At 73.2% G+C, this 23,763-nt stretch carries 20 protein-coding genes and 1 pseudogene; 10 read left to right on the top strand and 11 right to left on the bottom strand.

Annotated elements, in window-relative coordinates; all coding sequences use genetic code 11:
- Nucleotides 1–39 precede the first annotated feature (39 nt).
- Entirely contained in the window at nucleotides 40–333 is a 294-nt protein-coding gene (locus QF032_RS05400) for an SHOCT domain-containing protein (protein WP_307040526.1), read from the top strand.
- Between the two features lie 234 nt (nucleotides 334–567).
- On the opposite strand, the gene QF032_RS05395 is transcribed toward QF032_RS05400, so the two are convergent.
- On the bottom strand, nucleotides 568–1,071 hold the full coding sequence (locus QF032_RS05395) for an ATP-binding protein (RefSeq protein ID WP_373430295.1): 504 nt from the start codon (nucleotides 1,069–1,071) through the stop codon (nucleotides 568–570).
- 243 nt (nucleotides 1,072–1,314) lie between these two features.
- A complete protein-coding gene (locus tag QF032_RS05390) occupies nucleotides 1,315–1,638 on the bottom strand; it encodes a hypothetical protein (protein WP_306954702.1) in 324 nt (107 codons plus the stop codon).
- Between the two features lie 305 nt (nucleotides 1,639–1,943).
- Between QF032_RS05390 and QF032_RS05385 the strand changes: the two genes are divergently transcribed.
- Nucleotides 1,944–3,068 carry a PLP-dependent cysteine synthase family protein gene (locus tag QF032_RS05385; protein ID WP_307040522.1) on the top strand — a complete coding sequence of 375 codons (1,125 nt, stop codon included), beginning with the start codon at nucleotides 1,944–1,946 and terminating at the stop codon, nucleotides 3,066–3,068.
- Between the two features lie 27 nt (nucleotides 3,069–3,095).
- Here QF032_RS05385 and QF032_RS05380 read toward each other — a convergent pair whose 3' ends face one another.
- Both QF032_RS05380 and QF032_RS05375 read right to left on the bottom strand, forming a co-directional pair.
- Entirely contained in the window at nucleotides 3,096–3,566 is a 471-nt protein-coding gene (locus QF032_RS05380; protein ID WP_307040519.1) for an SRPBCC family protein, read from the bottom strand.
- A gap of 55 nt (nucleotides 3,567–3,621) precedes the next feature.
- Nucleotides 3,622–4,452, bottom strand: a complete 831-nt coding sequence (locus QF032_RS05375) for a DeoR/GlpR family DNA-binding transcription regulator (protein ID WP_306954707.1) — start codon at nucleotides 4,450–4,452, stop codon at nucleotides 3,622–3,624.
- Between the two features lie 279 nt (nucleotides 4,453–4,731).
- On the opposite strand from QF032_RS05375, the gene QF032_RS05370 reads away from it, so the two are divergent.
- The gene (locus tag QF032_RS05370; protein WP_307055133.1) at nucleotides 4,732–7,050 is read left to right on the top strand and encodes a hypothetical protein; all 2,319 of its coding nucleotides are present in this window, start codon (nucleotides 4,732–4,734) and stop codon (nucleotides 7,048–7,050) included.
- Between the two features lie 4 nt (nucleotides 7,051–7,054).
- On the opposite strand, the gene QF032_RS05365 is transcribed toward QF032_RS05370, so the two are convergent.
- From QF032_RS05365 to QF032_RS05350, 4 genes are all read right to left on the bottom strand, one after another.
- Nucleotides 7,055–9,502, bottom strand: coding sequence for a right-handed parallel beta-helix repeat-containing protein (locus QF032_RS05365; RefSeq protein WP_307040515.1), 2,448 nt, complete (start codon nucleotides 9,500–9,502; stop codon nucleotides 7,055–7,057).
- A gap of 107 nt (nucleotides 9,503–9,609) precedes the next feature.
- On the bottom strand, nucleotides 9,610–10,215 hold the full coding sequence (locus QF032_RS05360) for an Rv1733c family protein (protein ID WP_307055132.1): 606 nt from the start codon (nucleotides 10,213–10,215) through the stop codon (nucleotides 9,610–9,612).
- A gap of 210 nt (nucleotides 10,216–10,425) precedes the next feature.
- Nucleotides 10,426–11,250, bottom strand: coding sequence for an MOSC domain-containing protein (locus QF032_RS05355; RefSeq protein WP_307040511.1), 825 nt, complete (start codon nucleotides 11,248–11,250; stop codon nucleotides 10,426–10,428).
- Between the two features lie 41 nt (nucleotides 11,251–11,291).
- Nucleotides 11,292–11,720 (bottom strand): DUF6643 family protein, encoded by a 429-nt coding sequence (locus QF032_RS05350; RefSeq protein ID WP_306954715.1) that lies wholly within the window; start codon nucleotides 11,718–11,720, stop codon nucleotides 11,292–11,294.
- Nucleotides 11,721–12,014: 294 nt separating this feature from the next.
- Between QF032_RS05350 and QF032_RS05345 the strand changes: the two genes are divergently transcribed.
- Complete coding sequence (locus tag QF032_RS05345) at nucleotides 12,015–13,355, top strand: TerD family protein (protein ID WP_307055131.1); 1,341 nt, start codon at nucleotides 12,015–12,017, stop codon at nucleotides 13,353–13,355.
- Nucleotides 13,356–13,379: 24 nt separating this feature from the next.
- Here the strand turns inward: QF032_RS05345 and QF032_RS05340 are convergent, their stop codons facing one another.
- Nucleotides 13,380–14,573, bottom strand: a complete 1,194-nt coding sequence (locus tag QF032_RS05340) for a glycosyltransferase (RefSeq protein ID WP_307060162.1) — start codon at nucleotides 14,571–14,573, stop codon at nucleotides 13,380–13,382.
- Nucleotides 14,574–14,612: 39 nt separating this feature from the next.
- Between QF032_RS05340 and QF032_RS05335 the strand changes: the two genes are divergently transcribed.
- On the top strand, nucleotides 14,613–15,398 hold the full coding sequence (locus QF032_RS05335; RefSeq protein ID WP_307040509.1) for a glutamate racemase: 786 nt from the start codon (nucleotides 14,613–14,615) through the stop codon (nucleotides 15,396–15,398).
- Nucleotides 15,399–15,518: 120 nt separating this feature from the next.
- Complete coding sequence (locus tag QF032_RS05330; RefSeq protein WP_307040507.1) at nucleotides 15,519–16,094, top strand: hypothetical protein; 576 nt, start codon at nucleotides 15,519–15,521, stop codon at nucleotides 16,092–16,094.
- 35 nt (nucleotides 16,095–16,129) lie between these two features.
- On the opposite strand, the pseudogene QF032_RS05325 reads toward QF032_RS05330, so the two are convergent.
- Nucleotides 16,130–16,414 (bottom strand): annotated as a pseudogene (locus tag QF032_RS05325) (O-antigen ligase family protein); the annotation flags it as partial.
- 254 nt (nucleotides 16,415–16,668) lie between these two features.
- On the opposite strand from QF032_RS05325, the gene lnt reads away from it, so the two are divergent.
- The 4 genes from lnt (at nucleotide 16,669) to QF032_RS05305 (ending at nucleotide 21,722) form a co-directional block, all read left to right on the top strand.
- Nucleotides 16,669–18,282, top strand: a complete 1,614-nt coding sequence (gene lnt / locus QF032_RS05320) for an apolipoprotein N-acyltransferase (RefSeq protein ID WP_307055129.1) — start codon at nucleotides 16,669–16,671, stop codon at nucleotides 18,280–18,282.
- 26 nt (nucleotides 18,283–18,308) lie between these two features.
- Entirely contained in the window at nucleotides 18,309–18,788 is a 480-nt protein-coding gene (locus tag QF032_RS05315) for an NUDIX hydrolase (RefSeq protein WP_307040503.1), read from the top strand.
- 54 nt (nucleotides 18,789–18,842) lie between these two features.
- Entirely contained in the window at nucleotides 18,843–19,646 is an 804-nt protein-coding gene (locus QF032_RS05310) for a 3-hydroxybutyrate dehydrogenase (RefSeq protein WP_307055127.1), read from the top strand.
- Between the two features lie 141 nt (nucleotides 19,647–19,787).
- Complete coding sequence (locus QF032_RS05305; RefSeq protein WP_307055126.1) at nucleotides 19,788–21,722, top strand: helix-turn-helix domain-containing protein; 1,935 nt, start codon at nucleotides 19,788–19,790, stop codon at nucleotides 21,720–21,722.
- A gap of 107 nt (nucleotides 21,723–21,829) precedes the next feature.
- On the opposite strand, the gene QF032_RS05300 is transcribed toward QF032_RS05305, so the two are convergent.
- Nucleotides 21,830–23,278 (bottom strand): MFS transporter, encoded by a 1,449-nt coding sequence (locus QF032_RS05300; protein ID WP_307055125.1) that lies wholly within the window; start codon nucleotides 23,276–23,278, stop codon nucleotides 21,830–21,832.
- Nucleotides 23,279–23,763 lie beyond the last annotated feature (485 nt).

The raw sequence follows: 23,763 nt of genomic DNA, 5'->3' as shown, positions 1-23,763 counted from the left end.
GCAGATCCCCTTGCAGATCCCCTGAGGAGATGACCAGAGATGAACACCCTGGCTGACTGGCACGGCGGCGGCCCCGGACCGTGGATCCTGTTCCTCCCGCTGATCTGGGCGGCCGTGGTGATCGGCGCGGTCACGCTGCTGCGCCGCACCGTGTGGCGCGGCCGCCCCGGTCCCAGGGGCGCGACGGGTGACCCGCGCCCCACCGGGGACTCACCCCTCGCCGTCCTCGGCCGCCGCTTCGCCTCCGGCGAGATCGACGAGGACGAGTACTGGCGCCGGCTGTCCGTCCTGGACGAGCAGTTCGGCCCCGTGGGCAAGGGCGGCACGGCTTGAGCACGGAGACCGCTCCGCCCGGACACGTGACGCCGCACGGGTCGTCGACCCCGTGAACGTGAACGTGCACGGCGCCGGCGCACCGTCGGCCTCGCGGCTCTCCGGCGCTCGGCGGCGCGTCACCGTGGCGACGGCCGCCCGGCCAAGAACGCCTGCGCCCGGTGTGCCGGCCCTCGGCAGGGGCCGGCGCACCGGGCGCGGGAGCGCCTCTCCGCGGGGGACGTCACCGCCCGGTCAACCGACGACGGCCGACCGGGCGGGGGCATGCGCGGGCCGCAGATCCTCGACGGAGACGACCTCCGTGAACCGGGGCGCGGCCTGCTCCCGCGGCGTGCGGCGCGGCGGACGCGCCGTGAGCTCCCGCGCGGCGACGGGCGCCGGCAGCGTGAACCACACGACCTTGCCGGACTCGCCGTCCGGCCGGGCGCCCCAGCTCTCGCTGACCGCGGCCACCATGGCCAGCCCGCGTCCGCAGGTGGCGAGGGTCTCGGCGGCCTTGACGACCGGCAGCCGCGGGTCGTGGTCGCGCACGGAGACGGTCAGCCGGTCGAGCAGCAGCTCCATCTCCACGACACAGGTCTTGTCGGGCTGGGCGTGCAGGTGGACGTTGGTCAGGAGCTCCGTCACACCGAGCGCGGCCCGGTCTATCAGCGGGTCCATGTGCCAGTAGCGCAGCTGCGCCGATACGATTCTGCGGACCTGACCGATCCGCGACGGCAGGGCCTGAAGCTCCACCATGCAGTGCCTGCTTGGGTTGCTGATCACGGCTGCGACTCCCCGACTGAGGTCCGGAAGAACACGGAGTTCGGATCGAGCAGGGCGTCTGCGCGAGGCGGCCGCCTGCTGTCTTGGCCGGCGGGCTGGTTCGCAGCGTTATCGCCGGTAAACCCAGAGTGACGTGAGACCAGAGTGACGCAGCGGATGCGGTAGCGCAACTCGCGGTGATTCGGCCACCCGGGCCGGTCTCGCGCCCCCTGCGGCTCAGCCGCCGCGCCCCGCCGCCCTGCGCACGGCCTCGATGAAGCGGCGCGCCGCCGGCGGTCCGGGTTCGCCCGGCGCCGGGTCGTGCTCCCCGAGCGTCAGCAGGTACCGGTTGCCGTTGAGGTCGGCCAGCGCCCGGTCCTCCGGGACGAACCACGGTTTCGAGGCGCGCACCGCCTGCACGGGCGCGCTGTCGATCTCGCTGCCGTAGCTGGTCAGCAGCTCCAGCCTGCCGTCGCTGATCCGGACCTGCCCGGCACGGGTGAGCGAACGCAGCCGCTTCCCGATACGCACGCCCGTAGCCGTGAACTCCGGCTCCGCCATGCCTTCCCGCCCCCTCGCGTTCGAACTCGTCGCGTGATCCGCTGTGCGCCCCCGTCCGGGGCTCGCCCCGACCCGGTGCAGTCTGCCCGCGCCCGCCGTCGAGCACCAGTGCGTCCGCAGGTCCACCAGGGGCCGTCCGGAGCATTCGGGTGAATGCGCCCCCCGGCGTCCGCGCCTGCCCCCAGGGCCGCCTTTGAGGGTCTCAAAGGTGTGTTTATGCAGGTGAGAAGCGTGTTGAAGGTGTTTATGATCGGAGTGTCGGCCGCGCGGACCACCGTCGGCGCGAAGCCCGAAGGAGCACCGCCGTGACCACTTCCCCGCCCACCAGGACCGGCGCCACCCTCGACGTCGACCACAGCGACGCCGCCTACCGCGACTGGCTGAAAGAGGCCGTCCGCAAGGTCCAGGCGGACGCCAACCGCTCGGCCGACACTCATCTGCTGCGCTTCCCGCTCCCGGAGAAGTGGGGCATCGACCTGTATCTCAAGGACGAGTCGACCCACCCCACCGGCAGCCTCAAACACCGGCTCGCCCGCTCGCTCTTCCTCTACGGACTGTGCAACGGCTGGATCAGGCCGGACCGCCCGGTGATCGAGGCGTCCAGCGGATCGACGGCCGTGTCCGAGGCGTACTTCGCCAAGCTGATCGGCGTGCCCTTCATCGCCGTCATGCCGCGTACGACGAGCGCCGAGAAGATCCGACTGATCGAGTTCCACGGCGGCCGGTGCCACTTCGTCGGCGACTCGCGCAGGATGTACGAGGAGTCGGCACGTCTCGCGACGGAGCTCGAAGGCCACTACATGGACCAGTTCACCTACGCGGAGCGGGCCACGGACTGGCGCGGGAACAACAACATCGCCGAGTCCATCTTCCGGCAACTGGAGCTGGAACGGTTCCCGGAGCCCGCTTGGATCGTCGCCACGGCCGGCACCGGCGGCACCTCCGCGACCCTCGCGCGCTTCGTCCACTACACCCAGCGCGACACCCGCATCTGCGTCGCCGACCCGGAGAACTCGTGCTTCTTCGAGGGCTGGACCACCGGCGATCCGGACGTCACCTGCGACTGCGGTTCACGCATCGAGGGCATCGGCCGGCCCCGCATGGAACCCAGCTTCGTCCCCGGCGCCGTCGACCGCATGATGAAGGTCCCCGACGCCGCCAGCGTCGCCGGGGTGCGCGCCCTGGAACGGGCCATCGGCCGCAAGGCGGGCGGCTCGACGGGCACCGGGCTGTGGAGCGCGCTCAAGATCGTCGCCGAGATGGTGGCCGACGGCCGCCAGGGCAGCGTGGTCACCCTGCTGTGCGACCCGGGAGACCGCTATCTGGACAAGTACTACTCCGACGACTGGCTCGCCGAGCAGGGTCTGGACATCGCGCCCTACACCGCGGCGATCGAGACGCTGCTGGCCACCGGCGTGTGGCAGGGCTGAACCGCAGGGCCGCCCACCTCGCGGCGCTCAGCCGGAGAGCCCGCGGTCCAGCCGCGTCACGGCCTTGCGGAAGGACTGCCCGAGGCCTGGCCGGGCCAGCCGCAGCACCACCCGGAACACTCCGCTCCCGTCAGCGGCGAACGTCCACTGCACGCGCGTCCCCGCCCCGGCCGGCGCCAGCCGCCATTCCTCGACCAGCGCCCCCATGCCCGGAGCGTTGGTGACGTCGACGCGGTAGGCGTACACCTGCGGCTCCTCCGCCGCGAGGACCGTCTCACGAAAACGCGTGCCGCCCCGCAGGCGCACCTCGCGCGCCGCACCACCGTCCAGCGGCTGCGCGGACGTCACGGCCGGAAACCACCGCGCCCACCCGGGCACGTCCTCGGCGAGCGCACGGAACACCCGCTCAGGGGGAGCGGACATCTCCGTCGCGAAGACCAGCCGCACGGGAGCGGTCCGGACGAAGTCGAGCCCTTCGGGACGCAACCGGCGAGGCATACGCGCGACCTCCGCATGGCGGGGAAACGGGTGCGCCACCCTAGCCGCCGCCCGCTCAGATGTCTGCACCCTCGTCGGGCTCGCCCGCGACCGTCAGCCGGCGCAGGTGCTCGGAGATCTCCGCGCGCGCCGCCTCCGGCAGTCCGGCATCCGTCACCAGCGTGTCGACCTGCTCCAGCGCGGCGAACGAACTCAGGCCCACCACACCCCACTTGGTGTGGTCGGCGACCACCACGACCCGGCGCGCCGACTGCACCAGCCGCCGGTTGGTCTCGGCCTCCGCGAGATTCGGCGTCGACAGCCCGGCCTCGGACGATATGCCGTGCACGCCGAGGAACAGCACGTCGAAGTGGAGTGCCGCGATGGCCTGGTCGGCGACCGGCCCCACCAGCGAGTCCGACGGTGTGCGCACCCCGCCGGTCAGCACGACGGTGGCCGCGCCCTGCCGGGGGCCCGCGGTGCGCTGCGCCACGTGGAAGACGTCCGCGACGCGCACGGAGTTCGTCACCACGGTCAGGTCCGGCACGTCCACCAGGTGATGGGCCAGCGCATACGTGGTCGTACCGCCGGACAACGCGATCGCGCTGCCGGGGGCGACCAATTCCGCCGCGGCCTTGGCGATGTCCTCCTTGGCGGTCAGCTCCAGACCCGACTTCGCCTCGAAGCCCGGCTCGTGGGTGCTCGCCTCCACGACCGGCACCGCGCCGCCGTGCACCTTCTCCAGTACGCCCTGCCGGGCCAGCGCGTCCAGATCACGCCGGACCGTCATGTCCGACACGCCGAGCTTGCGGGTCAGCTCGTTGACACGGACGCCGCCACGGCGTCGCACCTCGTCCAGGATCAGGGAGCGGCGCTGCTCCGCGAGGAGGTTCTGATTCTCACTCACGTACGCTCCGGTCCTTTCCCTCAAGCCGTCCGACAGGCCCGTTCACCTGGTCCGACGAGGACGTTTCGCCCCGACGCCGGTGTGCGGGCGTCCCATCCTCGCACGGCCGGGTCACCGCTGTACCACCGCCCCGACGCGGGCATGCCACGCAGGTGGGGTGCGCGTCCGTCGCGCACCACGGGGAGATTCCGTGACCGGAGGTGTATCACGCGTCCGAAGTGGCGATCCTTATGCCCGCACGGACACATTCGAAGGCGTGTCATGGGGGAAGTGCGCATCGTGAAACCTGCCTCTGCGGGCGGAGTCGCCCTGGAACTGCTGGTACACGGCGTCGGCGGTGCCACGCCCGAGAAGATGCTGAACGATCCTCGCACCGTGCGGATCACCGGCGACGGGACGGCGGCCGTCTACCGGCGCACCGACGACGTCGCCGCCGACACCGGCCCGGGCGACGACCGCGGTCGCGGCGTCCCGGTCCCCGAGGCGTACGTGTGGTCCAACCTCACGTCCGGCAACGGCACCCGTGCCCTGTGGCTGCTGCTGTTGCCGTTCATGGTCGTCAACCTCGCCCACTGGATGCGCCCCGCCGCACGGGAGCGCACCCGCGCGGTGCGGGTGTACGGCCTGCTGGTGCGGCTCGCGGCACTGAGCCTGACGGTGCTGCTGGTGGCCGCGGCCTGCGAGGTCGCCCTCGACCTGACGGCCTGGCAGTGCGCGGGCACGACCGCCTGCGCCGAACGCCACACCTGGCTGGGCTTCCTGTCGCCGGCCGTCTCGGACGGCGGCTGGTGGAGTCTGCCGGGCCGCCGCGTCGCCCTCGCCGCCCTGCTGCCGACCGCGCTCACCGCGCTCCTGTGGTACCTGTCCCACCGCACCTGGCGGGCGTACGAGTCCCAGGAACCCCTCGACCGCGCGCCCGAGCCCGAGACCGGCCCCGCGCACACCGCGCTCGGCCGGCCCGGCTTCTGGTACGGACGCCGCCTCGTCGCCCGGCTCCGCGCCGCGCACACCGCGGCCGGCCTGCTCACGGTCGCCGCGGCGGTGGGCACGGCGGCCGTGCGCGAGGACCGCAGGCCCGGCGGCCCCGCCCTCCTCGACCTGCTGGGCCGCGCCCTGGAGGCGTCCCTGGCCGCGGGCGCGCTGGCCACGGTCTGGGTGGTGTGCCGCCGGGGCCGCAGCGAGCGCCGCCTCGACCGGCGCGTCGACGCCCACCTCGTACGCGGGCTGCCGCTCGCCGCCCTCGTGCTGCTCGCCCTCACGCTCGTGTACGCCGGATGGGACCGCCCGGGCTGGAGCTCCGAGGGCCGGCTCCCGGGCGACGCGGCCTTCGGCGCGCTGGCCCTCGCCCAGGGCGCCCTGGTGATCGCCCTCGCGGTCGTCGCCCGCACCCTGCACCACTGCCCGCGAAGGCGCGACCCCGGCGCGCCGCCCGAGCGCTGCGCACTGCACGGCCTCGGCGGTCCCGCCGTCGCGATGCTGGCCTGCGCGCTGGGCGGCGTCATGTCCGGCGGGGTGTCGCAGCGGGTGTCGGACTGGCTCGACGGCACCGGCTCCTCTCTCGACGGCCCGCCGGTGCTGCTCACCTGGCAGGCGGCCGTCATCCCGGTGCTGCTCCTGGTGGTGCTGGCGCTGTGCGCGCTGCTCGCCCGGCGCACCCTCCTGCTGATCCGGGCCGAGGAGAAAGAGGTCGTCCGGACGTACGGGGTGCGCTCCGGCGACGCGGCGCGCACCCGGCTCATCGCCCGGGCCCGCGCGATGGCCGCGCTCACCGACCGCGGTCCGCTCCTCGTCGCCGTCGTCGCCACCGCGACCCTGCTCCTCGGCGCGGGAGCGCTCGTCGGCGCCTTCGCCACCGGACGGACCCCGGCCCGGGCGGCGCAGACGGCTCAGCCCTTCGTGCAGGGCGCCGCCCAGACCGCCCAGGCGCTGGGTTCCTGGCTGATAGGGCTCGGCTTCATCCTGTTCGTGACCTGGGGCCGGCGCGCCTACAAGGACGTCTCCGCGCGGCGCACGATCGGCATCCTCTGGGACGTCGGCACGTTCTGGCCGCGCGCCGCGCACCCCTTCGCCCCGCCCTGCTACGCGGAGCGCGCGGTGCCCGACCTGACCTGGCGCATGGCCACCTGGACGCGTGCCACGGGCGGACGGCTGGTCATCTCCGGCCACTCCCAGGGCAGCGTCCTCGCGGCCGCGGCGGCCTGGCAGCTGAAACCCTCCGACCGCGCCCGAGTCGCCCTGCTCACCTACGGCTCCCCGATCGAGCGCCTCTACGGCCGCTGGTTCCCCGCCCACTTCGGACCTGCCGCGCTGGCCGCCCTGCACGAGGACATCGACTGCTGGCGCAACCTGTACCGGCCGACCGATCCCATCGGCGGCCCCGTACGGCTGTCCGGCGACGGCTGCGGCCCCCGGGTGGACCGCGAGCCGCTCGCCGACCCCCTGGCCTTCGGCCGCAGCGAGGACCATCCGCTGCCCACGCCCGTTCTCGGGCACTCCGACTACCAGGCCGACCCGGCGTTCGCCGAGGAGCGCGAACTGCTGCTGGGGCGGCTGCGGCCCGAGACGCCCGCCGGGGAGGTGCCGGTGCAGCGGTCGTGAACCGTCAGGGCAGGTCCGGCAGGTCCTCCGCGTACAGCAGGGTGAGGTCGTCCGTGCTGGGCTCCGTCACCTGCGCGACCCGGCTCGCGTGCCGCTCCACCATCGCCTCGAACGTCTGGCGGGCGGTGCGGCCGTTGCCGAAAGCGGGGCCCTTCGGGAGTTCCGTGAAGTACTTCAGCAGTGCGTCCGCGGCGCCCGGACCGAGCCGGTACTCGTGCTCCTCGGCCTGCTGCCGCACGATCCGCAGCAGCTCGTCGGGGCCGTAGTCACCGAAGGTGATGGTCCGTGAGAAACGGGACGCCACGCCGGGGTTGACCGACAGGAACCGCTCCATCTCCACCGTGTAGCCCGCGACGATCACCACGACGGAGTCGCGGTGATCCTCCATCAGCTTCACCAGGGTGTCGATGGCCTCCTTGCCGAAGTCGCGGCCGGCGTCCTCCGGCGACAGCGCGTACGCCTCGTCGATGAACAGCACGCCGCCGTGCGCCCGCTGGAACGCCTCCTGGGTGCGGATCGCCGTCGAACCGATGTGCTCGCCGACCAGGTCCACCCGGGACACCTCGACGAGATGGCCCTTCTCCAGCACGTCGAGCGCGGCGAGGATCTCGCCGTACAGGCGCGCGACCGTCGTCTTGCCGGTGCCGGGGGAACCGGTGAAGACCAGATGGCGCTTGACGGACGCCGCCTTGAGCCCCGCCTGCTGACGGCGCCGGCCCACCTCGATCATGTCGATCAGGGCCCGTACCTCGCGTTTGACGCTGTCCAGGCCGACCAGGGTGTCCAACTCGCCGAGCACGTCCTGCGAGGTCCGCACCGACGCCTGCGGCTGCGCGGCGGCCGGCTGCGGTTCCGGCACGGCGACACGCTGTTCGGGCAGCACGCCGAGCAGACCCGGGGAATGGACGGTCGTCTGCACGACCGTCTCCAGGGCCGCCGGGGCCCCGGGCGTGCGCACGCCCGCACTCTCGTCGCTGCTGCAGTCCTCGACCACCGGCGCGGAGCCGGACGCGGATTCCGCCCCGGCGTCGGCGAACTCGTAGCCGCCGCGCGCACAGCGCTCGGTCCGGCACTTGCGCAGTGTCGTACGGCTGCCGTCTATCACGTGGAAGCCGTAGCCCCCGCTGTTGGTCACCCGGCAGTTCAGGAAGCTTCCGCGGCCGCCGGCCGACACGTAGAACCCGGCCTCGGCGGGGGAGTCGACCGTGCAGCGCTCGACGGTCGGGTCGGCGCCCTTGGTGACGATCACGCCGGTCTGCGTGCCGTCGATGGTGCAGTTGTCGAGGGTGCCGCCGCTGCCGTGGTCGCGGAACCAGGCGCCGGTCGCCGCGTCCCGGATCCGGCAGTCGTCGAGCTGGGCCGTCGCGCCGTCGCTCACCGACACCGCGGTGTTGCGCACCTGGGAGAGATCGCTGTCGACGACGTCCGCACGGGAGCCGCGGTCGAGGACGAACAGGGCGTCCGGCACGTCGTGCACCCGGCAGGAGTCCAGCACGGCGGTCGCGCCGTCGCTGACCCAGACGGCCGGGTAGTCGCCGGTGCTGTCGAAGATCTCGCACTGGTTGGCGTCCACACGCGTGCCCGGGTCCCACACCGACAGCCCGTTGCGCCCGAACTGACGCACCGTCGTGCGGGTCAGCGTCAGGACGGAACGGGAACGCAGGTCGACCGCGTTCTCCGGGATGTCGTGGATACGGCAGTCGGCCAGGGTGAGCACGGCGTCGGTGTCGAGGGTCACGCCGTCGGCGGTGGTGCGGTGCACGTCGCAGTCGGTGAGGTGGGCCGTGGCCCGCGCGCTGACCTGGACGCCGCTGCCCCTGACCTCGTACACCTCGCAGCCCACCGCCTCGAGCGCGGTGTGGTCGCCGGTCGCGCTCAGGCCCGCCCCCGCGGTGTGGTGCACCCGGCAGCGCTCGAACCGGGGGCGCGCGCCGCCGCGCACCGCGACGCCGGCCTGGCCGGCCGCGAGGATCTCGCACTCCTCGAAGACGCCGCCGCCGCCGTCGACCACGGCGATGCCGATGCCCGCCGGGTTGTCCACGGTGCACCGCCGCACCGTGGGGCGGGCGCTGCCGCGCACCTCGACGCCCGCCGCGGACCGGGTGACGATCCGCAGGTCCAGCAGCTCCGGGGTGCCCTCCTCGACGAGCACCGCCGGCGCGGCCGCGTCCTGACCCTCCACGTGCAGGTCCTGCACCACGGCGGAGGCGCGAACGGTCAGCGGCACTCCGTCCAGGGGAGCCAGGCGCACGGAGCCGGGCGAGCCTTCGGGACCGCGCAGGGTCACCGACCGGTCCACGACCAGGTTCTCCCGGTAGGTGCCGGGAGCGATGGTGAGGACGTCGCCCTCCGCCGCGGCCTCCAGGGCTGCGGCGAGCGATGCGTACTCACCCGTGCGGCGCCGCCACCGCGATGTGCCGGTGTGCGTCACCTGGACCGTGCCCTGTGCCATGGCGTTGCTGTGCCCCCACCTCGTGGTACGCGGGTTGATGCCGAAAGCCTCGGCCGGACCACCGTAGCGTGCGCGCGGGCAGTGGGTTGACCAGAGACGAAAGGCCGTCAGCTGCCGGCGCCGGTGCGCCCCCAGTCCGGGCCCGCACGCTCCCAGGCCTGGTCCCAACGGGCGTGCCGGCGGCGGACCATGCGCCAGACGACCAGCCGCCGGGCGCCCTCCACGGCGCCCGCGGTGAACAGGGCCGCGCCGAAGCCGGCGAGCACGGCGTGCGTCGTGGCGGTGGCGGAGTCCAGGGGACGGGCCACGAGTCGGCCGTGTCCGTCCGTCCATATCGCGAAACGGTCGCCGGGGTGCGGGGTCCTGAGACCCGCCAGGACCGTGCCGTGCCGCGTGATGCCGTCCGGCGCGGTCCAGTCGGCCACGACCCGGGTCCGGGTCTCCCGGCCGGTGGTCGTCTCCGGATCCACGTCCAGCGGCGAACCGGTCGCCCTGCGCACCACGGTGGCCGTGACCTCGTGGCGCGACGCGTGCTGCGCACGGACCGACTGCTGCAGAGCGCTCTGGGCCAGGGCACCGACCACGGAGCCCACCACGGGCGCGACGAGGAGGATCAGGACCAGGGCCGACAGCGCCACCCACGCCTCGACCAGATCCGTCCCGCGGCGCAGCGGGTTGTGTCGCCAACTCCAGATTCCGCCGATCGCTCGCATCGACCGCACCCCCTTCCCGCTCCGAGACAACCCCCGTCGGAGCCGTTCGCACGCGCGTCCCGTGAAAGAGAGAGCGAAATCACCAGGGCCGAGGGCCCTGGTGAACCTCTCACGCCCTTCCAACGCCCTGGAGCCGGGCGGGGGTTCCCGCCGAGGTCCCGCCCGTGACCGGGCGAACCGGGCGGACCGGGGCGGAGACGGGGACGGGTCTCAGCCGGTGACGCGCACCGGGTCGCCGACCCTGACCGTGCCGCGGGACAGGGGCACCAGGTTCTGGCCGAAGACCAGCGCGCCGCCGATACGCCGATGCCGTCCGAGGGTGTGCAGCGGTTCCTTGCCCCGTGCCGCGGTGTCCTGGTCGGTGGTGGTGACGACGCACCGTCCGCAGGGTTTGGCGACCCGGAACTCCACCTCGCCGACCACCAGACGCGACCAGCCGTCCTCGGACCACGCCTCGGTGCCCGACACGACCAGGTTCGGCCGGAAACGGTTCATCGGCAGCGGACCCTCGGCGGGGTGCTCGCCGTTCGCGACGAGCGAGTTGAGGGCGTCCAGGGACGCGGTCGTGGTGACCAGCAGCGGATATCCGTCGGCGAACGCCACGGTCTCGCCGGGCAGCGCGTACGCCGGGTCGACGGGCCTGCGGGTGGCGGGATCGTCCATGTGGACCAGGCGGACGTCCGCGCCGAGGTAGGCACTGCACCAGGCGTGCGCGTCGGCGTCGGCGAGAACCCCCTGCACCTTGTCGCGGAAGATCTCCAGGGACACCGCGGCCGCGGGATCGGGCACGGCGACCGTCAGCGGCCGCCTGCCGGGCGCGGACAGACGCACGCCGCCGCCGGGCAGGAGCTCGGCGGCGGCCAGTGCGAGGCGCGGCTGCTGGCGTTGGGTGACGACCTTTCCCCCGTCGTCGATCAGCGCCCAGCGTCGGTCCCCGGCCAGCCCCCAGGGCTCCACGACGGCCTCACGGGGCGCCTGGCCCCGCAACGCCTTGACCGGATGGACGTGTATCGACAGCAGTTCCGCGAGAGGCATGGGGTCATTTTGCCAGGTGGCGCCGGTGACCCCGGGTCGGCTCAGTAACCGCGGTACTGCTGCTGGTTGTACGGATCCTGGTACTGGGGCGCGGCGGGCCGGGGCGCGGCCGGGCGCATCGCCTCGTAGTTCATGCCGGGACCCGCGGGGCGCGGCTGCTGCTGCGCCTGGGGGCCGGGGTAGCCGCGCGGCGCGACGGCCTGCGGCGGGATGTAGGCCGCCGGAGCCTGCTGCAGCGGCGCGGGCTGCTGCGCCTGCGGGTAGCCGTAGGACTGCTGCGGACCCGCCGGAAGGGCGGGCAGCGCCGACGGCAACGCGGGCAGGTTGCCGCCGCCCATGTCGTACGCGGCGGGGACCCGGATCGGGGCGATCTGCGGGGTGCCCCGCTCGGCCACGAGCGAGTCGTAGATCGGAGTGTCCGGGAAGGCGGAGTAGTAGCCGCCTCCGTAGGTGGAGCGGGGGGAGGTCATGGCACATAAGGTAAGCCCACGATGTGCTGGTTGGGGAGACCGATAAGAGGGTTGATTTCCGTGTCGGTAGGAGCCTCGGATCCCCAATGCGAGCGAACTTGGGAAAAAAGGACGGCGAACGACGCGCAGATCGTGTAAAAGCCGAGTTCTGAGTGGGTTACCCGGGAGTCGGCCACGGCTGATCCTGCGCTCCCGATGGGCGTCCGCCGCCCCTCGGAATAGGTTGGCCGGTAGACAACCCGAGGGGCGCAGGGGCCTACGGCCCGGTGCACCGACACGCGATGGGGGGCGTACATGTCAATGTCGAAGGGTTCCAATGTCCCGGTGCCGACCACGGCGCTGCGCGTCGAGCTGGGATGGCGCTCCGGACCGGGCGTTCCCGACGCGGACGCCTCGGCGCTGCTGCTGCTGGGCGGAAAGGTCCGTTCCGACGCCGACTTCGTCTTCTACAACCAGCCGGCGCACTCCTCCGGCGCCGTACGCCACGAGGGCAAACGCGACGCCGGGGGCCGGGTGACCGACAGCGTCCTCGTCGACCTCGCGCGCGTGGAGCCCTCGATCGAGACCGTCGTCCTGGCCGCTTCGTCGGACGGCGGCTCCTTCGGTCAGATCCCGGACCTCTACATCGAGGTGCGGGACGCGGCGCAGGGCGCGGTGGTGGCGCGGTTCGACAGCGCCGGCGCCACGGTCGAAACCGCTTTCGTGCTGGGCGAGTTCTACCGCCGTCAGGGCGCCTGGAAGTTCCGCGCCGTCGGACAGGGTTACGGCAGCGGTCTGGGGGGCCTGGCCACCGACTTCGGCATCACCGTGGACGAGCCGCAGCACACGGCGGCCCCCGTTCCGCCGGCACCCGCCCCCGTTCCGCCGGCCCCGGCCCCCGTGACCCCGACGCCGCCCCAGCAGCCGACCATGCCTGCCTTCCCGGTCACCGTGCCCCCGCCCGTCCACCAGGTCCCGCCGCCCCCGCCCGCCCCGCCCGCGGTGCCGGGCGCGCCGGTCAGGCTCACCAAGGTGACGCTCACCAAGGCCGCCCCTTCGGTGTCCCTGACCAAACAGGGCGGCACGTCGGGCTCCCTGCGCGTCAACCTCAACTGGGAGGTGCGCAAGCAGTTCTCCGGGTGGGGCAGCAAGCGCGGGCGGGCGGTCGCGATGCACAACGACCTCGACCTCGACCTGTGCGCCCTGTTCGAACTCGCCGACGGCCGCAAGGGCGTGGTCCAGGCCCTCGGCAACGCCTTCGGCTCGCTGCACCAGCCGCCGTACATCCACCTCGACGGCGACGACCGCACGGGCGCCGTGTCGAGCGGTGAGAACCTCACGGTCAACCTCGACCGCAAGAACGACTTCCGGCGCATCCTGGTCTTCGTGACCATCTACGAGGGCGCCCGCTCGTTCGCCGACCTGCACGCCACCGTCACGCTGCAACCCCAGTTCGGCGCACCGGTCGACTTCTCCCTGGACGAGTGCACGGTCCCGTCGACCGTCTGCGCGCTGGCGCTCATCACCAACCAGGGCGGCGACCTCGTCGTCCAGCGCGAGGCCCGCTATCTGGTGCCCGAACGCGGCGTGAGCCCGCAGCGGACCGTGGACTACGCCTACGGGTGGGGCATGAACTGGACGCCGGGCCGCAAGTAGAGACGGGCCGGGGCCCGAGCCGGCTCAGCCCTCGTCGGCGACGGCGTCCGGACGCGTGTAGGTGCGGCCCTTCCAGGCCGCGCCGCGCCCCCGGTAGTGCTGCACCGCGGAGTCGACCGTCATCAGGAGGTAGAGGAACGCGGTGAACGGGAGCAGGGGAGCGAGCCACAGCGGCTGCCGGTAGTGGCGCAGCATCGGGACGTACGTCCCCGCCATGACCAGCCAGGCCAGCGCGCCGCACACCGCCGTCGGCGCGCTGCCGGCCGTGAGCCCGAAGAGGAGGGCGAGCGGCGGGACCAGGTACACCAGCGCCAGGCCGAGCACCGTGCCGAGCAGCAGGGCCGGGCTGTGACGCAGTTGCGCGTAGGCACTGCGCGACACCATCCGCCACAGATCGTGCAGCCTCGGGTACGGCCGCACGCTGTCCACCCGGTCGGCCAGCCCCAGCCAGATGTGTCCGCCCGTGCCCTTCACGGCCCGCGCGAGCGCCACGTCGTCGATGACGGCCTGCCGGATGGCGTCCGGGATCCGCACCCGCTCGGCCGTCTCCGCGCGCAGCAGGACGCAGCCGCCCGCCGCGGCCGCCGTGCGCGCACCACGCCGGCCGATCCGGCGGAACGGGTACAGCTGGGCGAAGAAGTAGACGAACGCCGGCACCACCAGCCGCTCCCACGGACTCTCCACCCGCAGCCGCGCCATCTGCGAGACGGCGTCGAAGCCGCCGGTGCGGGCCGCCGCCACCAGCTCCCGCAGACTGTCGGGCGCGTGCGCGATGTCGGCGTCCGTAAGAAGGAGGTACTCGGGCTCACGCGCGCGTGCCAGACCGATCCCGTGCCGCACCGCCCACAGCTTGCCGGTCCAGCCCGCCGGCGGTTCGCCGGGTGAGTCCACGGTCAGCGGGAGCCCGCCGTGACGTCGGGCGAGGGCGCGCGCCACGTCTCCCGTGCCGTCCCGGCTGCCGTCGTCGACGAGGAAGACCTCGGCCGGTCCCGGATAGTCCTGGGCGAGCAGCGAGGGCAGGCTCGCGGGCAGCACCGCCGCCTCGTCGCGCGCGGGGACGACGACACAGACCGACGGCCACTCCCGCGGCGGCGTCCGGTCCGGCAGCCTGATGTCCGTGCGCCAGAAGAACCCCTGACAGAGCAGCAGCCACAGCCAGGAGGCAAGGGACAGGGCGGCGATCCACACGATGGCGCTCACGTGCGCAGTCTTCCCCACCCGAAGGGGCGACAGGCGCACATCGTCTATGGTGGCCGGGTGAAGATCGCGCTCATGGACTCCGGAATCGGCCTGCTGGCGGCCACCGCCGCGGTACGGCGCCTGCGACCGGACGCCGATCTCGTGCTCTCCCTCGACCCCGACGGCATGCCCTGGGGGCCGCGCACCCCGCAGGACCTCACCGCGCGTGCGCTGGCCGTCGCCGAGGCCGCCGCGGCACACCGGCCCGAGGCCCTGATCGTCGGCTGCAACACGGCGACCGTGCACGCCCTGCCCACGCTGCGGGCCACCCTCGAGCCCGGCATCCCGGTCATCGGCACCGTTCCGGCGATCAAACCGGCCGCGGCCGGCGGCGGCCCCGTCGCGATCTGGGCCACGCCCGCCACCACGGGAAGCCCCTACCAGCGGGGCCTGATCGAGGACTTCGCCGGCGGCGTCACGGTCGCCGAGGTGCCCTGCTGGGGGCTGGCCGAGGCCGTGGAGCACGCCGACGAGACGGCGATCGACGCGGCGGTCGCCGCAGCCGCGGCGCTCACCCCCGCGGACGTCACGACCGTCGTCCTCGGCTGCACCCACTACGAGCTCGTCGCCGACCGCATCCGGGCCGCCGTGCAGCGCCCCGGCCGGCCGCCGCTCGTCCTGCACGGCTCGGCCGGCGCGGTGGTCGCGCAGGCGCTGCGCAGGATCGGCGCCCGCCCCGAGCCGGAGAGTGCGGCGCTCGGCGCGGTGACGGTTCTGCTCAGCGGTCGCCCGGGCGCTCTGCCGCCGCCGGCGCTGGCCTACGCGGAAGGCCGCCTGCTCCAGGCGGTCAGCCCCGCTCCGTGACCGTCCCGCGCCCGGCCCCGTGACCCGCCCGGGACCGTCGCACCGAAGGGCCCCCCGGGCGGAGCAGTCACCCTGCGCTACGGACTACCGGCGCAGCGAAACCTGAGTAACCTCATGGATATGAGGGACCACCCCCAAGACGAGAGCATCCCGCTTCCCGACGTCCCGCTTCCCGACGTCCCGCATGCCGACGTCTGGACGGGTCGCGCCACCAACCGCTTCCAGTGGCTGCTCGCCCTGGTCGGGGCCGCCTGCCTGGCGCTCGGCGTCGAGCTCGCCGTCGAATCGGCCTGGACGTCCGGCGTCGCCCCGCTCGTGATGTCCGTCGTCGGCTGCATCGCCGCCGGGCTGCTGGTGCTCTTCGGCACTCTCGCCTTCGTCCACGTCGACCTCAAGCTCGACAAGGAGTCCCTCGAGGTGCGCTGCGGCCACATCGGGCTGCCGCGCCGCCGTATCCCGCTGGCGCACGTCGCCGGCGCCGACTTCGAACCGCACGTCACCCCTCGCCACTGGGGCGGGTGGGGCTATCGCTGGCGGCCGGAGAAGGGCACCGCGGTCGTCGTCCGCAAGGGCGAGGGCGTGGTGCTGCGGCTGTGGGACGGCCACACGTTCACGATCACCGTGGACGACGCCGAGTCGGCGGTCCGCGTCATCCGGGAGCGGCTGCGCACCGGAGCCGCGGGCCCGGCTCGCTGACGGTCCGCTCCTCGCCGCCTCGCTGCCTCGGCGCGTCAGACCGCCGGGCGGTCGCCGTGGCGCAGGTCCCGCTCGCACGTCGACGGAGCGCCGGGCACCGCGGGCTCCACGGCGAGCGGTCGGGCCGTGGCCAGGCCGGCCAGCAGCCCCGCGCCCACCGACACCGTCGTGAAACTCAGCGCGTTGCCGATCGCGGCGATCGCGGCGACCGCCGTCAGCGTGGCCCCCACGGTGAGGACGACCGGTGTCGGACGCCGCGGCCGCCACAGCGCGAACAGCACCCAGCAGAAGACCGCCGACAGCAGCAGTCCGCGGACGACATCCCGGTGGAACCCACCCCGCCCCCCGAACCCGGTCGCCCCCCCGACCGCGGACCTGAACCGTGACGGACCTGAACCGTGACGGACCTCGGCCGCCTATGGCCGAAGAACTGGCACACCGTAACCGCTGATGCGCGGTTTGTGGATGAGTTGCGCCGGGTTGTGCGCCGGGCGCGGGGCCCCCGGCCGGCCAGGTCCTCGGCGCCCGAGGATCGAGTTGTCGGCCAAATGGTGACTCGCCGTACACTCCCGGAGTGACCGTCACCGCAACTTCCGTAGACCGGCCGGACCGGCTGGAGCCCTCGGCCGCGCCGGCCTCGCGCGGCGCGCGGCTTCTGCGCCGCCTCGTCCCGGCCGTCACCGCGGCGCTCTCCGGAGTGCTGCTCTACGTCAGCTTCCCGCCGCGCACCGTGTGGTGGCTGGCGCTGCCGGCCTTCGCCGTCTTCGGCTGGGTGCTGCGGGGACGCAGCCGCAAGGCCGCCTTCGGTCTCGGTTACCTCTTCGGGCTGGGTTTCCTGCTGCCGCTCCTGGTGTGGACCGGCGTCGAGGTCGGGCCCGGCCCCTGGCTCGCCCTGGTGGCCATCGAGGCGAACTTCGTCGCGCTGGTCGGCGTGGGCGTCGCCGCCGTGTCCAGGCTGCCGGCCTGGCCGGTGTGGGCGGCCGCGCTCTGGATCGCCGGCGAGGCGGCACGCGCGCGTGTGCCCTTCCGCGGCTTCCCGTGGGGCAAGATCGCCTTCGGCCAGGCGGACGGCGTCTTCCTGCCCCTCGCCGCCGTCGGCGGCACACCCGTGCTCAGCTTCGGCGTCGTCCTGTGCGGCTTCGGCCTGTACGAGATCGTGCGCCTCGTGCTCGAGCGGCGGCGCTCGGGCGAGGTGCGCCGGTCGGCCGCCGCGGTGGCCCTGCTCAGTGTGGCCGTCCCGGTCGTCGGCGCGCTGGCCGCCCGCACCCTGGTCAGCGACGAGGCGCAGGACGGCACCGCCACCGTCGCCGTCATCCAGGGCAACGTGCCGCGCCTCGGTCTGGACTTCAACTCCCAGCGCCGGGCCGTGCTCGACTACCACGCGCGCGAGACGGAGCGTCTGGCCGCAGAGGTCAAGGCGGGCAAGGTCGCCCGGCCCGACTTCGTGCTGTGGCCCGAGAACTCCTCCGACGTCGACCCCTTCGCCAACGCCGACGCGGCCGCCGTCATCGACCGGGCCGCCAAGGCGATCGGCGCGCCCATCTCGGTCGGCGGCGTCGTCGAGCGGGACGGCAAGCTCTACAACGAGCAGATCCTCTGGGACCCGGAGAAGGGCCCCACCCAGACGTACGACAAGCGACAGGTCCAGCCGTTCGGCGAGTACCTTCCGCTGCGGTCGCTCATCGGGGCGATCAACAGCGACTGGACGTCGATGGTCCGCAAGGACTTCAGCCGCGGCACGAAGCCGGGCGTGTTCGACATGGACGACGCCAAGGTCGGCCTCGTCACGTGCTACGAGGCCGCGTTCGACTGGGCCGTGCGCTCCGAGGTCACCGACGGCGCACAGCTGATCTCCGTGCCCAGCAACAACGCCACCTTCGACCGCAGTGAGATGACCTATCAGCAGCTCGCCATGTCCCGGGTCCGCGCGGTCGAGCACAGCCGGACCGTCACGGTGCCCGTGACCAGCGGTGTCAGCGCGATCATCATGCCGGACGGGAGGATCACCCAGAAGACCGGCATGTTCGTGGCGGACTCCCTGGTGCAGAAGGTGCCCCTGCGCTCCTCGCAGACTCCGGCGACGAAGCTCGGCATCCTCCCCGAGACGGCTCTGGTGCTCGTCGCGGCGGGCGGCCTCGGATGGGCGATCGGGGCCGGAGTGCGGAGCCGGCGGAACGCGGCGGGCTGACCGGGACGCCCGGATAGGGTCGGACCATGCCTACTCCCGAGTTCATCACCGAGATCCGGGCCTCCGCCGGACACAGCCTTCTCTGGCTCCCCGGCGTCAGCGCCGTCGTCTTCGACGACGAGGGCCGGGTGCTCCTGGGGCAGCGCGCGGACAACCGGCAGTGGACCGTGATCAGCGGCATCCCTGACCCCGGGGAGCAGCCCGCGGACTGCGCCGTGCGTGAGGTCCAGGAGGAGGCCGGGGTGACGTGCGTGCCCGAGCGCGTCGTCCTGGTGCGCGCCGGGAAGCAGGTGCAGTACCCCAACGGCGACACCTGCCAGTTCATGGACATCACCTTCCGCTGCCGGGCCGTGGGCGGGTCCGCGCGGGTCAACGACGACGAGTCGGTCGACGTGGGCTGGTTCGCGCTGGACGCCCTGCCGCCGCTGCGCGACCGGCAGCTGTTCCGCATCAAGCAGGCGCTCTCCGACGAACCCACATGGTTCGAGACCACGACAGCGGAATGAAGTATGGGTGCTGACCACATGGGTGCGGCGCGGGGCTCTGCCTAGGGTCGAGGCATGACTTCGCCCCAGGCCGTCCCTGCCGGCCCCGCCGCGCCCTCGCTCGACCTCGGTGGCCGTACCGCCCTCGTCACCGGCGCCGCCGGCGGCATCGGACGGGCCTGCGCACTGCGGCTCGCGGCAGCCGGGGCCGCAGTCCGGGCCGTCGACCGCGACGCGAGCGGTCTGGAGAGGCTCGCCGCGAGCGCGGCCGGTCTGCCCGGCCCGCTCGAACCCCGCGTACTGGACCTCACCGATCTGGACGCCGCCGAACTCGCCGCCGCCGGGACCGACGTCCTGGTCAACAACGCGGGACTCCAATGGGTGGCTCCCCTCCAGGAGTTCCCGCCGGACGTCTTCCACACCGTGCTCACCGTGATGCTGGAGGCGCCCTTCCGCCTCGTCCGCGGCGCGCTGCCCCACATGTACCGGCAGGGCTGGGGCCGCATCGTCAACGTGTCCTCCGTGCACGGGCTGCGCGCCTCTCCCTACAAGGCGGCCTACGTCGCCGCCAAGCACGGACTCGAAGGCCTGTCCAAGACCGCCGCCCTCGAAGGCGCACCCCACGGTGTGACCTCCAACTGCGTCAACCCCGGCTATGTGCGCACGCCTCTCGTCGAACGGCAGCTCGCAGACCAGGCCCGGACGCACGGAGTCCCCGAGGAACGGGTGCTGGCCGAGGTGCTGCTGCGCGACAGCGCCGTCAAACGGCTCATCGAGCCGGCGGAGGTCGCCGAAGCGGTCGCCTATCTGTGCGGCCCGCAGGCCTCCTTCGTGACGGGCACGTCGCTGGTCCTCGACGGGGGCTGGACCGCCCACTGAACACGCCGCGCGCTCCGAAGAAGGCCCCGGTCGCGCCGCGGAAAGGCCCCCGGGAACGCGCCGGGAAGGCCTCGGGCGGACCCTCGGTGGAGTTGTCCACAGGGCTGACGGGGCGGCCCGGCGATGAGGAATCCTGTGAGCATGTCCCGCGACCACGTGGAGGGCGCCGCGGCCCCCACCACCGCCCACGACGCCGACGCGCCGTTCCTCGAGCTGCTCGCCCGGGGAGCGGCCGCCGAAGCGTACGACCGGCCCGTGCTGCTGGCGCGCGCCGAAGGAGGTTCCGGCGAGCGGATCGCGGCGCTCGAGCACGCCAAGGGGGTCGCGCTGCGGGTGCGCGCGGAACTGGAGGGCCGGCGGCGCAGGGAGGCCGAGTTGTCGGCACTCTTCGAGACCGCACACGACCTCGCCGGCCTGCGCGACGTGGACGCGGTTCTGCGCGCGATCGTGCAACGGGCCCGCTCACTGCTCGGCACCGACGTCGCCTACCTCAGCCTGAACGACCCGGCCCGGGGCGACACCTACATGCGGGTCACCGAGGGATCCGTCGCCGCCCGCTTCCAGCAGCTGCGCCTCGGCATGGGCGAGGGGCTCGGCGGCCTGGTCGCCCAGACGGCCCGACCGTACGTGACCGACGACTACTTCCAGGACGAGCGCTTCCGGCACACGACCGCCATCGACACGGGCGTGCGCGACGAGGGCCTGGTGGCGATCCTCGGCGTCCCGCTGACGCTGGGCCCCAACGTCATCGGCGTCCTGTTCGCGGCCGACCGGCGCGCCCGGGTCTTCGAACGGGAGCAGATCGCCCTGCTCGGCTCCTTCGCCGCGCTCGCCGCCGCCGCCATCGACACCGCCAACCTGCTCACCGAGACCCGGTCCGCGCTGGCCGGTCTGGAACACGCCAACGAGATCATCCGGGACCGCAGCGCCGTCATCGAGCGGGCCTCCGACGTCCACGACCGGCTGGCCGAACTGGTGCTGCGCGGCGGGGGTGTCCACGACGTGGCCGCCGCGGTGTCCCAAGTGCTCGACAAGACCGTGGAGTTCTCGGAGACGGCGGAGTCCGGAGCGCTGGAGGCGTCCCGCGCGGAAGGCCACGCCGTACGGCACCGGGACGACTGGATCGCGGCGGTCGCGGCCGGCGAGGAACTCTTCGGAGCGCTCGTACTGCGTGGCCACCCCGGCCTCGACCCGGTCGACCAGCGCACGCTGGAGCGGGCCGCGATGGTGACGTCCCTGCTGCTCCTGGCCAGACGCTCGGCCGCCGAGGCGGAACAGCGCGTGCGCGGCGAACTCCTCGACGACCTGCTCGAGGCCCGCGACCGCGATCCACGCCTGCTGCGCGAGCGGGCGGAGCGGCTGCACGCCGACCTCGACGCGACCCACGTCGTCCTCGCGGCCCGCCTCGCCGCCGCACCCGACGCCGACCAGGAGGCCACCGCCCGCCGTCGGCTGTGGTCCGCCGCCTTCCACCTCGCCGCGACCCGGCAGGGCCTGGCCGCCGCCCGCGACGGCGGGACCGTGCTGCTGCTTCCGCTGGAGTCCGGCGACACCGCGACGGAGCTGGCTCGCCGCACCGCGCGGCATCTGGGCGCCGCCGTCCACGAGGCGGTCACCGTCGGCGCGTCCGCCCCGGTACGCGACCTCACCGCCGGACCGCACGCGGTGGTCGCCGCCTACGAGGAGGGCCGGCGCTGTCTTGACGCCCTCGGGCTGCTCGGCCGCTCCGGCGACGGAGCCGCGGCCGAGGACTTCGGCTTCCTCGGGCTGCTCCTGGCCGGCGACCGGGACGTCAGGGGGTTCGTGGACCGGACCATCGGCCGGGTCGTCGCCTACGACGAACGGCGCGGAACCGACCTGCTGCGCACCCTCGACGCCTACTTCGCCGCGGGCATGAGCCCGGCCCGCACGAAAAACGAACTGCACGTGCACGTCAACACGGTGGCCCAGCGCCTGGAACGCGTGGGGCGCCTCCTGGGCGAGGACTGGCAGAGTCCCGCCCGCGCCCTGGAGATCCAACTCGCGTTGCGCCTGCATCGGTTGGCGGCGCCGACCGCTGATGCGGGGCTCCGCTGACCGCGGCACGGCGCTGATCGCCGTGCGCCGAGCGGCACACGGCGGTCGGTACAGCGGGTCGGCGCCGGAGCTGGAGCCGGATTCGGCGCCGGAGCCGGTCTGTGTGATCAGCGGTCGGCCCGGAGGGCCTGCGCGTCCGCCGCCGCGGAGGTCTTCCGCGCGTCGTCGTCCTCGGCCTCCGCGCCGTCCTCGGCCTTCGCGCCGTCCTCGGTGTCCGTGGCGGGCTCGACGTCGGCCAGGTCGCGGTGGCGGGTCTCCTCGGCGACGCCCACGGCCAGAACCGTCAGCAGGACGGCGGCGATCACGTACAGGGCGATCGGCGTGGAGCTGTCGTAGTCGGCCAGCAGCGCCGTGGCGATGAGCGGGGCGGGGGCGCCCGCGGCGACGGAGGCGAACTGGGCGCCGATCGACGCCCCGGAGTAGCGCATCCGGGTCGCGAACATCTCGGAGAAGAAGGCGGCCTGCGGCGCGTACATCGCTCCGTGCAGCACCAGGCCGACGGTCACCGCGAGAAGGAGGCCGCCGAAGTCGCCGGTGTCGACGAGGGCGAAGAACGGGAACATCCACAGGCCGATGCCGACCGCGCCCACCAGGTACACGGGACGTCGTCCGACCCGGTCGGACAGCGCCCCCCAGGCGGGGATCACCGCGAAGTGCACGGCGGACGCGACGAGGACGGCGTTGAGCGCGGTCTGCTTGGAGACGTCGGCCGAGGTGGTCGCGTACACCAGGATGAACGCGGTGATGACGTAATAGGAGATGTTCTCCGCCATGCGCGCGCCCATCGCGATCAGCACGTCGCGCCAATGGTGCCGCAGCACCGACACCAGCGGCAGCGGCTCGACGTCCGCGGTGCGCGCCGCCTTGCGGGCCTCGGCGCGTGCCAACGCCTGCCGGAAGACGGGGGATTCGTCGACGGACAGCCGGATCCACAGTCCGACGAGCACCAGCACGCCCGACAGCAGGAACGGTATCCGCCAGCCCCAGGAGGCGAAGGCGTCGTCCGAGAGCACCGCGGTGAGCAGGGACAGCACACCGGTCGCGAGCAACTGCCCGGCGGGTGCGCCGGTCTGCGGCCACGACGCCCAGAAGCCGCGGCGCCGCGCGTCCCCGTGCTCGGACACCAGGAGCACGGCGCCACCCCACTCACCCCCCAGCGCGAAGCCCTGGACCAGTCGCAGCACCGTCAGCAGGACGGGCGCGGCGGTGCCGACCGTCGCGTGCGTGGGCAGCAGCCCGATCGCGAAGGTCGCCCCGCCCATCAGCAACAGGCTCAGGACCAGGAGCTTCTTGCGTCCGAGCCGGTCTCCGTAGTGCCCGAACACCAGCGCCCCGAGCGGGCGGGCGGCGAACCCGACGGCGTAGGTGAGGAACGACAGGAGTGTGCCGACGAGCGGATCGGAGTCCGGAAAGAACAGCTTGTTGAAGACGAGCGCGGCGGCTGAACCGTAGAGGAAGAAGTCGTACCACTCGATGGTGGTGCCGATGAGGCTGGCGGCGACGATGCGCTTGAGGTTGTTCGGGGCCGCCGGTGGAGCGGTTGCGGGCGACGACATCGGCACCACTTCCTGGGGTGTGACGGGGACGTTTGCGTGTCGCCACACCGTAGGAATCCGCAGGTCAGGCGCACATGTGGCGGGGCAACATAGTTCGAGGGTTCGCTATGCGTGCGGCCACCATGCCGGCTCGCGGAAAGGCGGTTCAGGGGATCGATGTTGTCGAAACGAGTGCCGTCCGGGACGCGCAGTTCAGGGTGATTTGACGGTGCGGTGCTGACTCCCGTGCTGGTTTGGTGCTGACTAAAAGCCCACGTCATCACCCGTCTTCACCTGTCCCGTGCTGACTTGGTGCTGACTACGCTCCGTTGAACTCGGACATCTTGGGGCTGATCGGCTCAGGGCCGTTGCGCGGTAGGCGACCTGACTGGATAGGCCGACCCGGCTTTGCCGCTCGGCTCTGCGGGCACGGACAAAGCGCTGCGCCTGGGTGTGGTGCGCGTTCGCCCCAGCAGATTCTTCGTCTGCTGGTGGTACAGCGCAAG

It is taken from the genome of Streptomyces achromogenes (assembly GCF_030816715.1).
In the GTDB taxonomy this organism is placed as follows: Bacteria; Actinomycetota; Actinomycetes; order Streptomycetales; family Streptomycetaceae; genus Streptomyces; species Streptomyces achromogenes_A.
The sequence above is the reverse complement of the archived record's forward strand: the minus strand, read 5'-3'. Positions and strand labels throughout refer to the sequence as shown.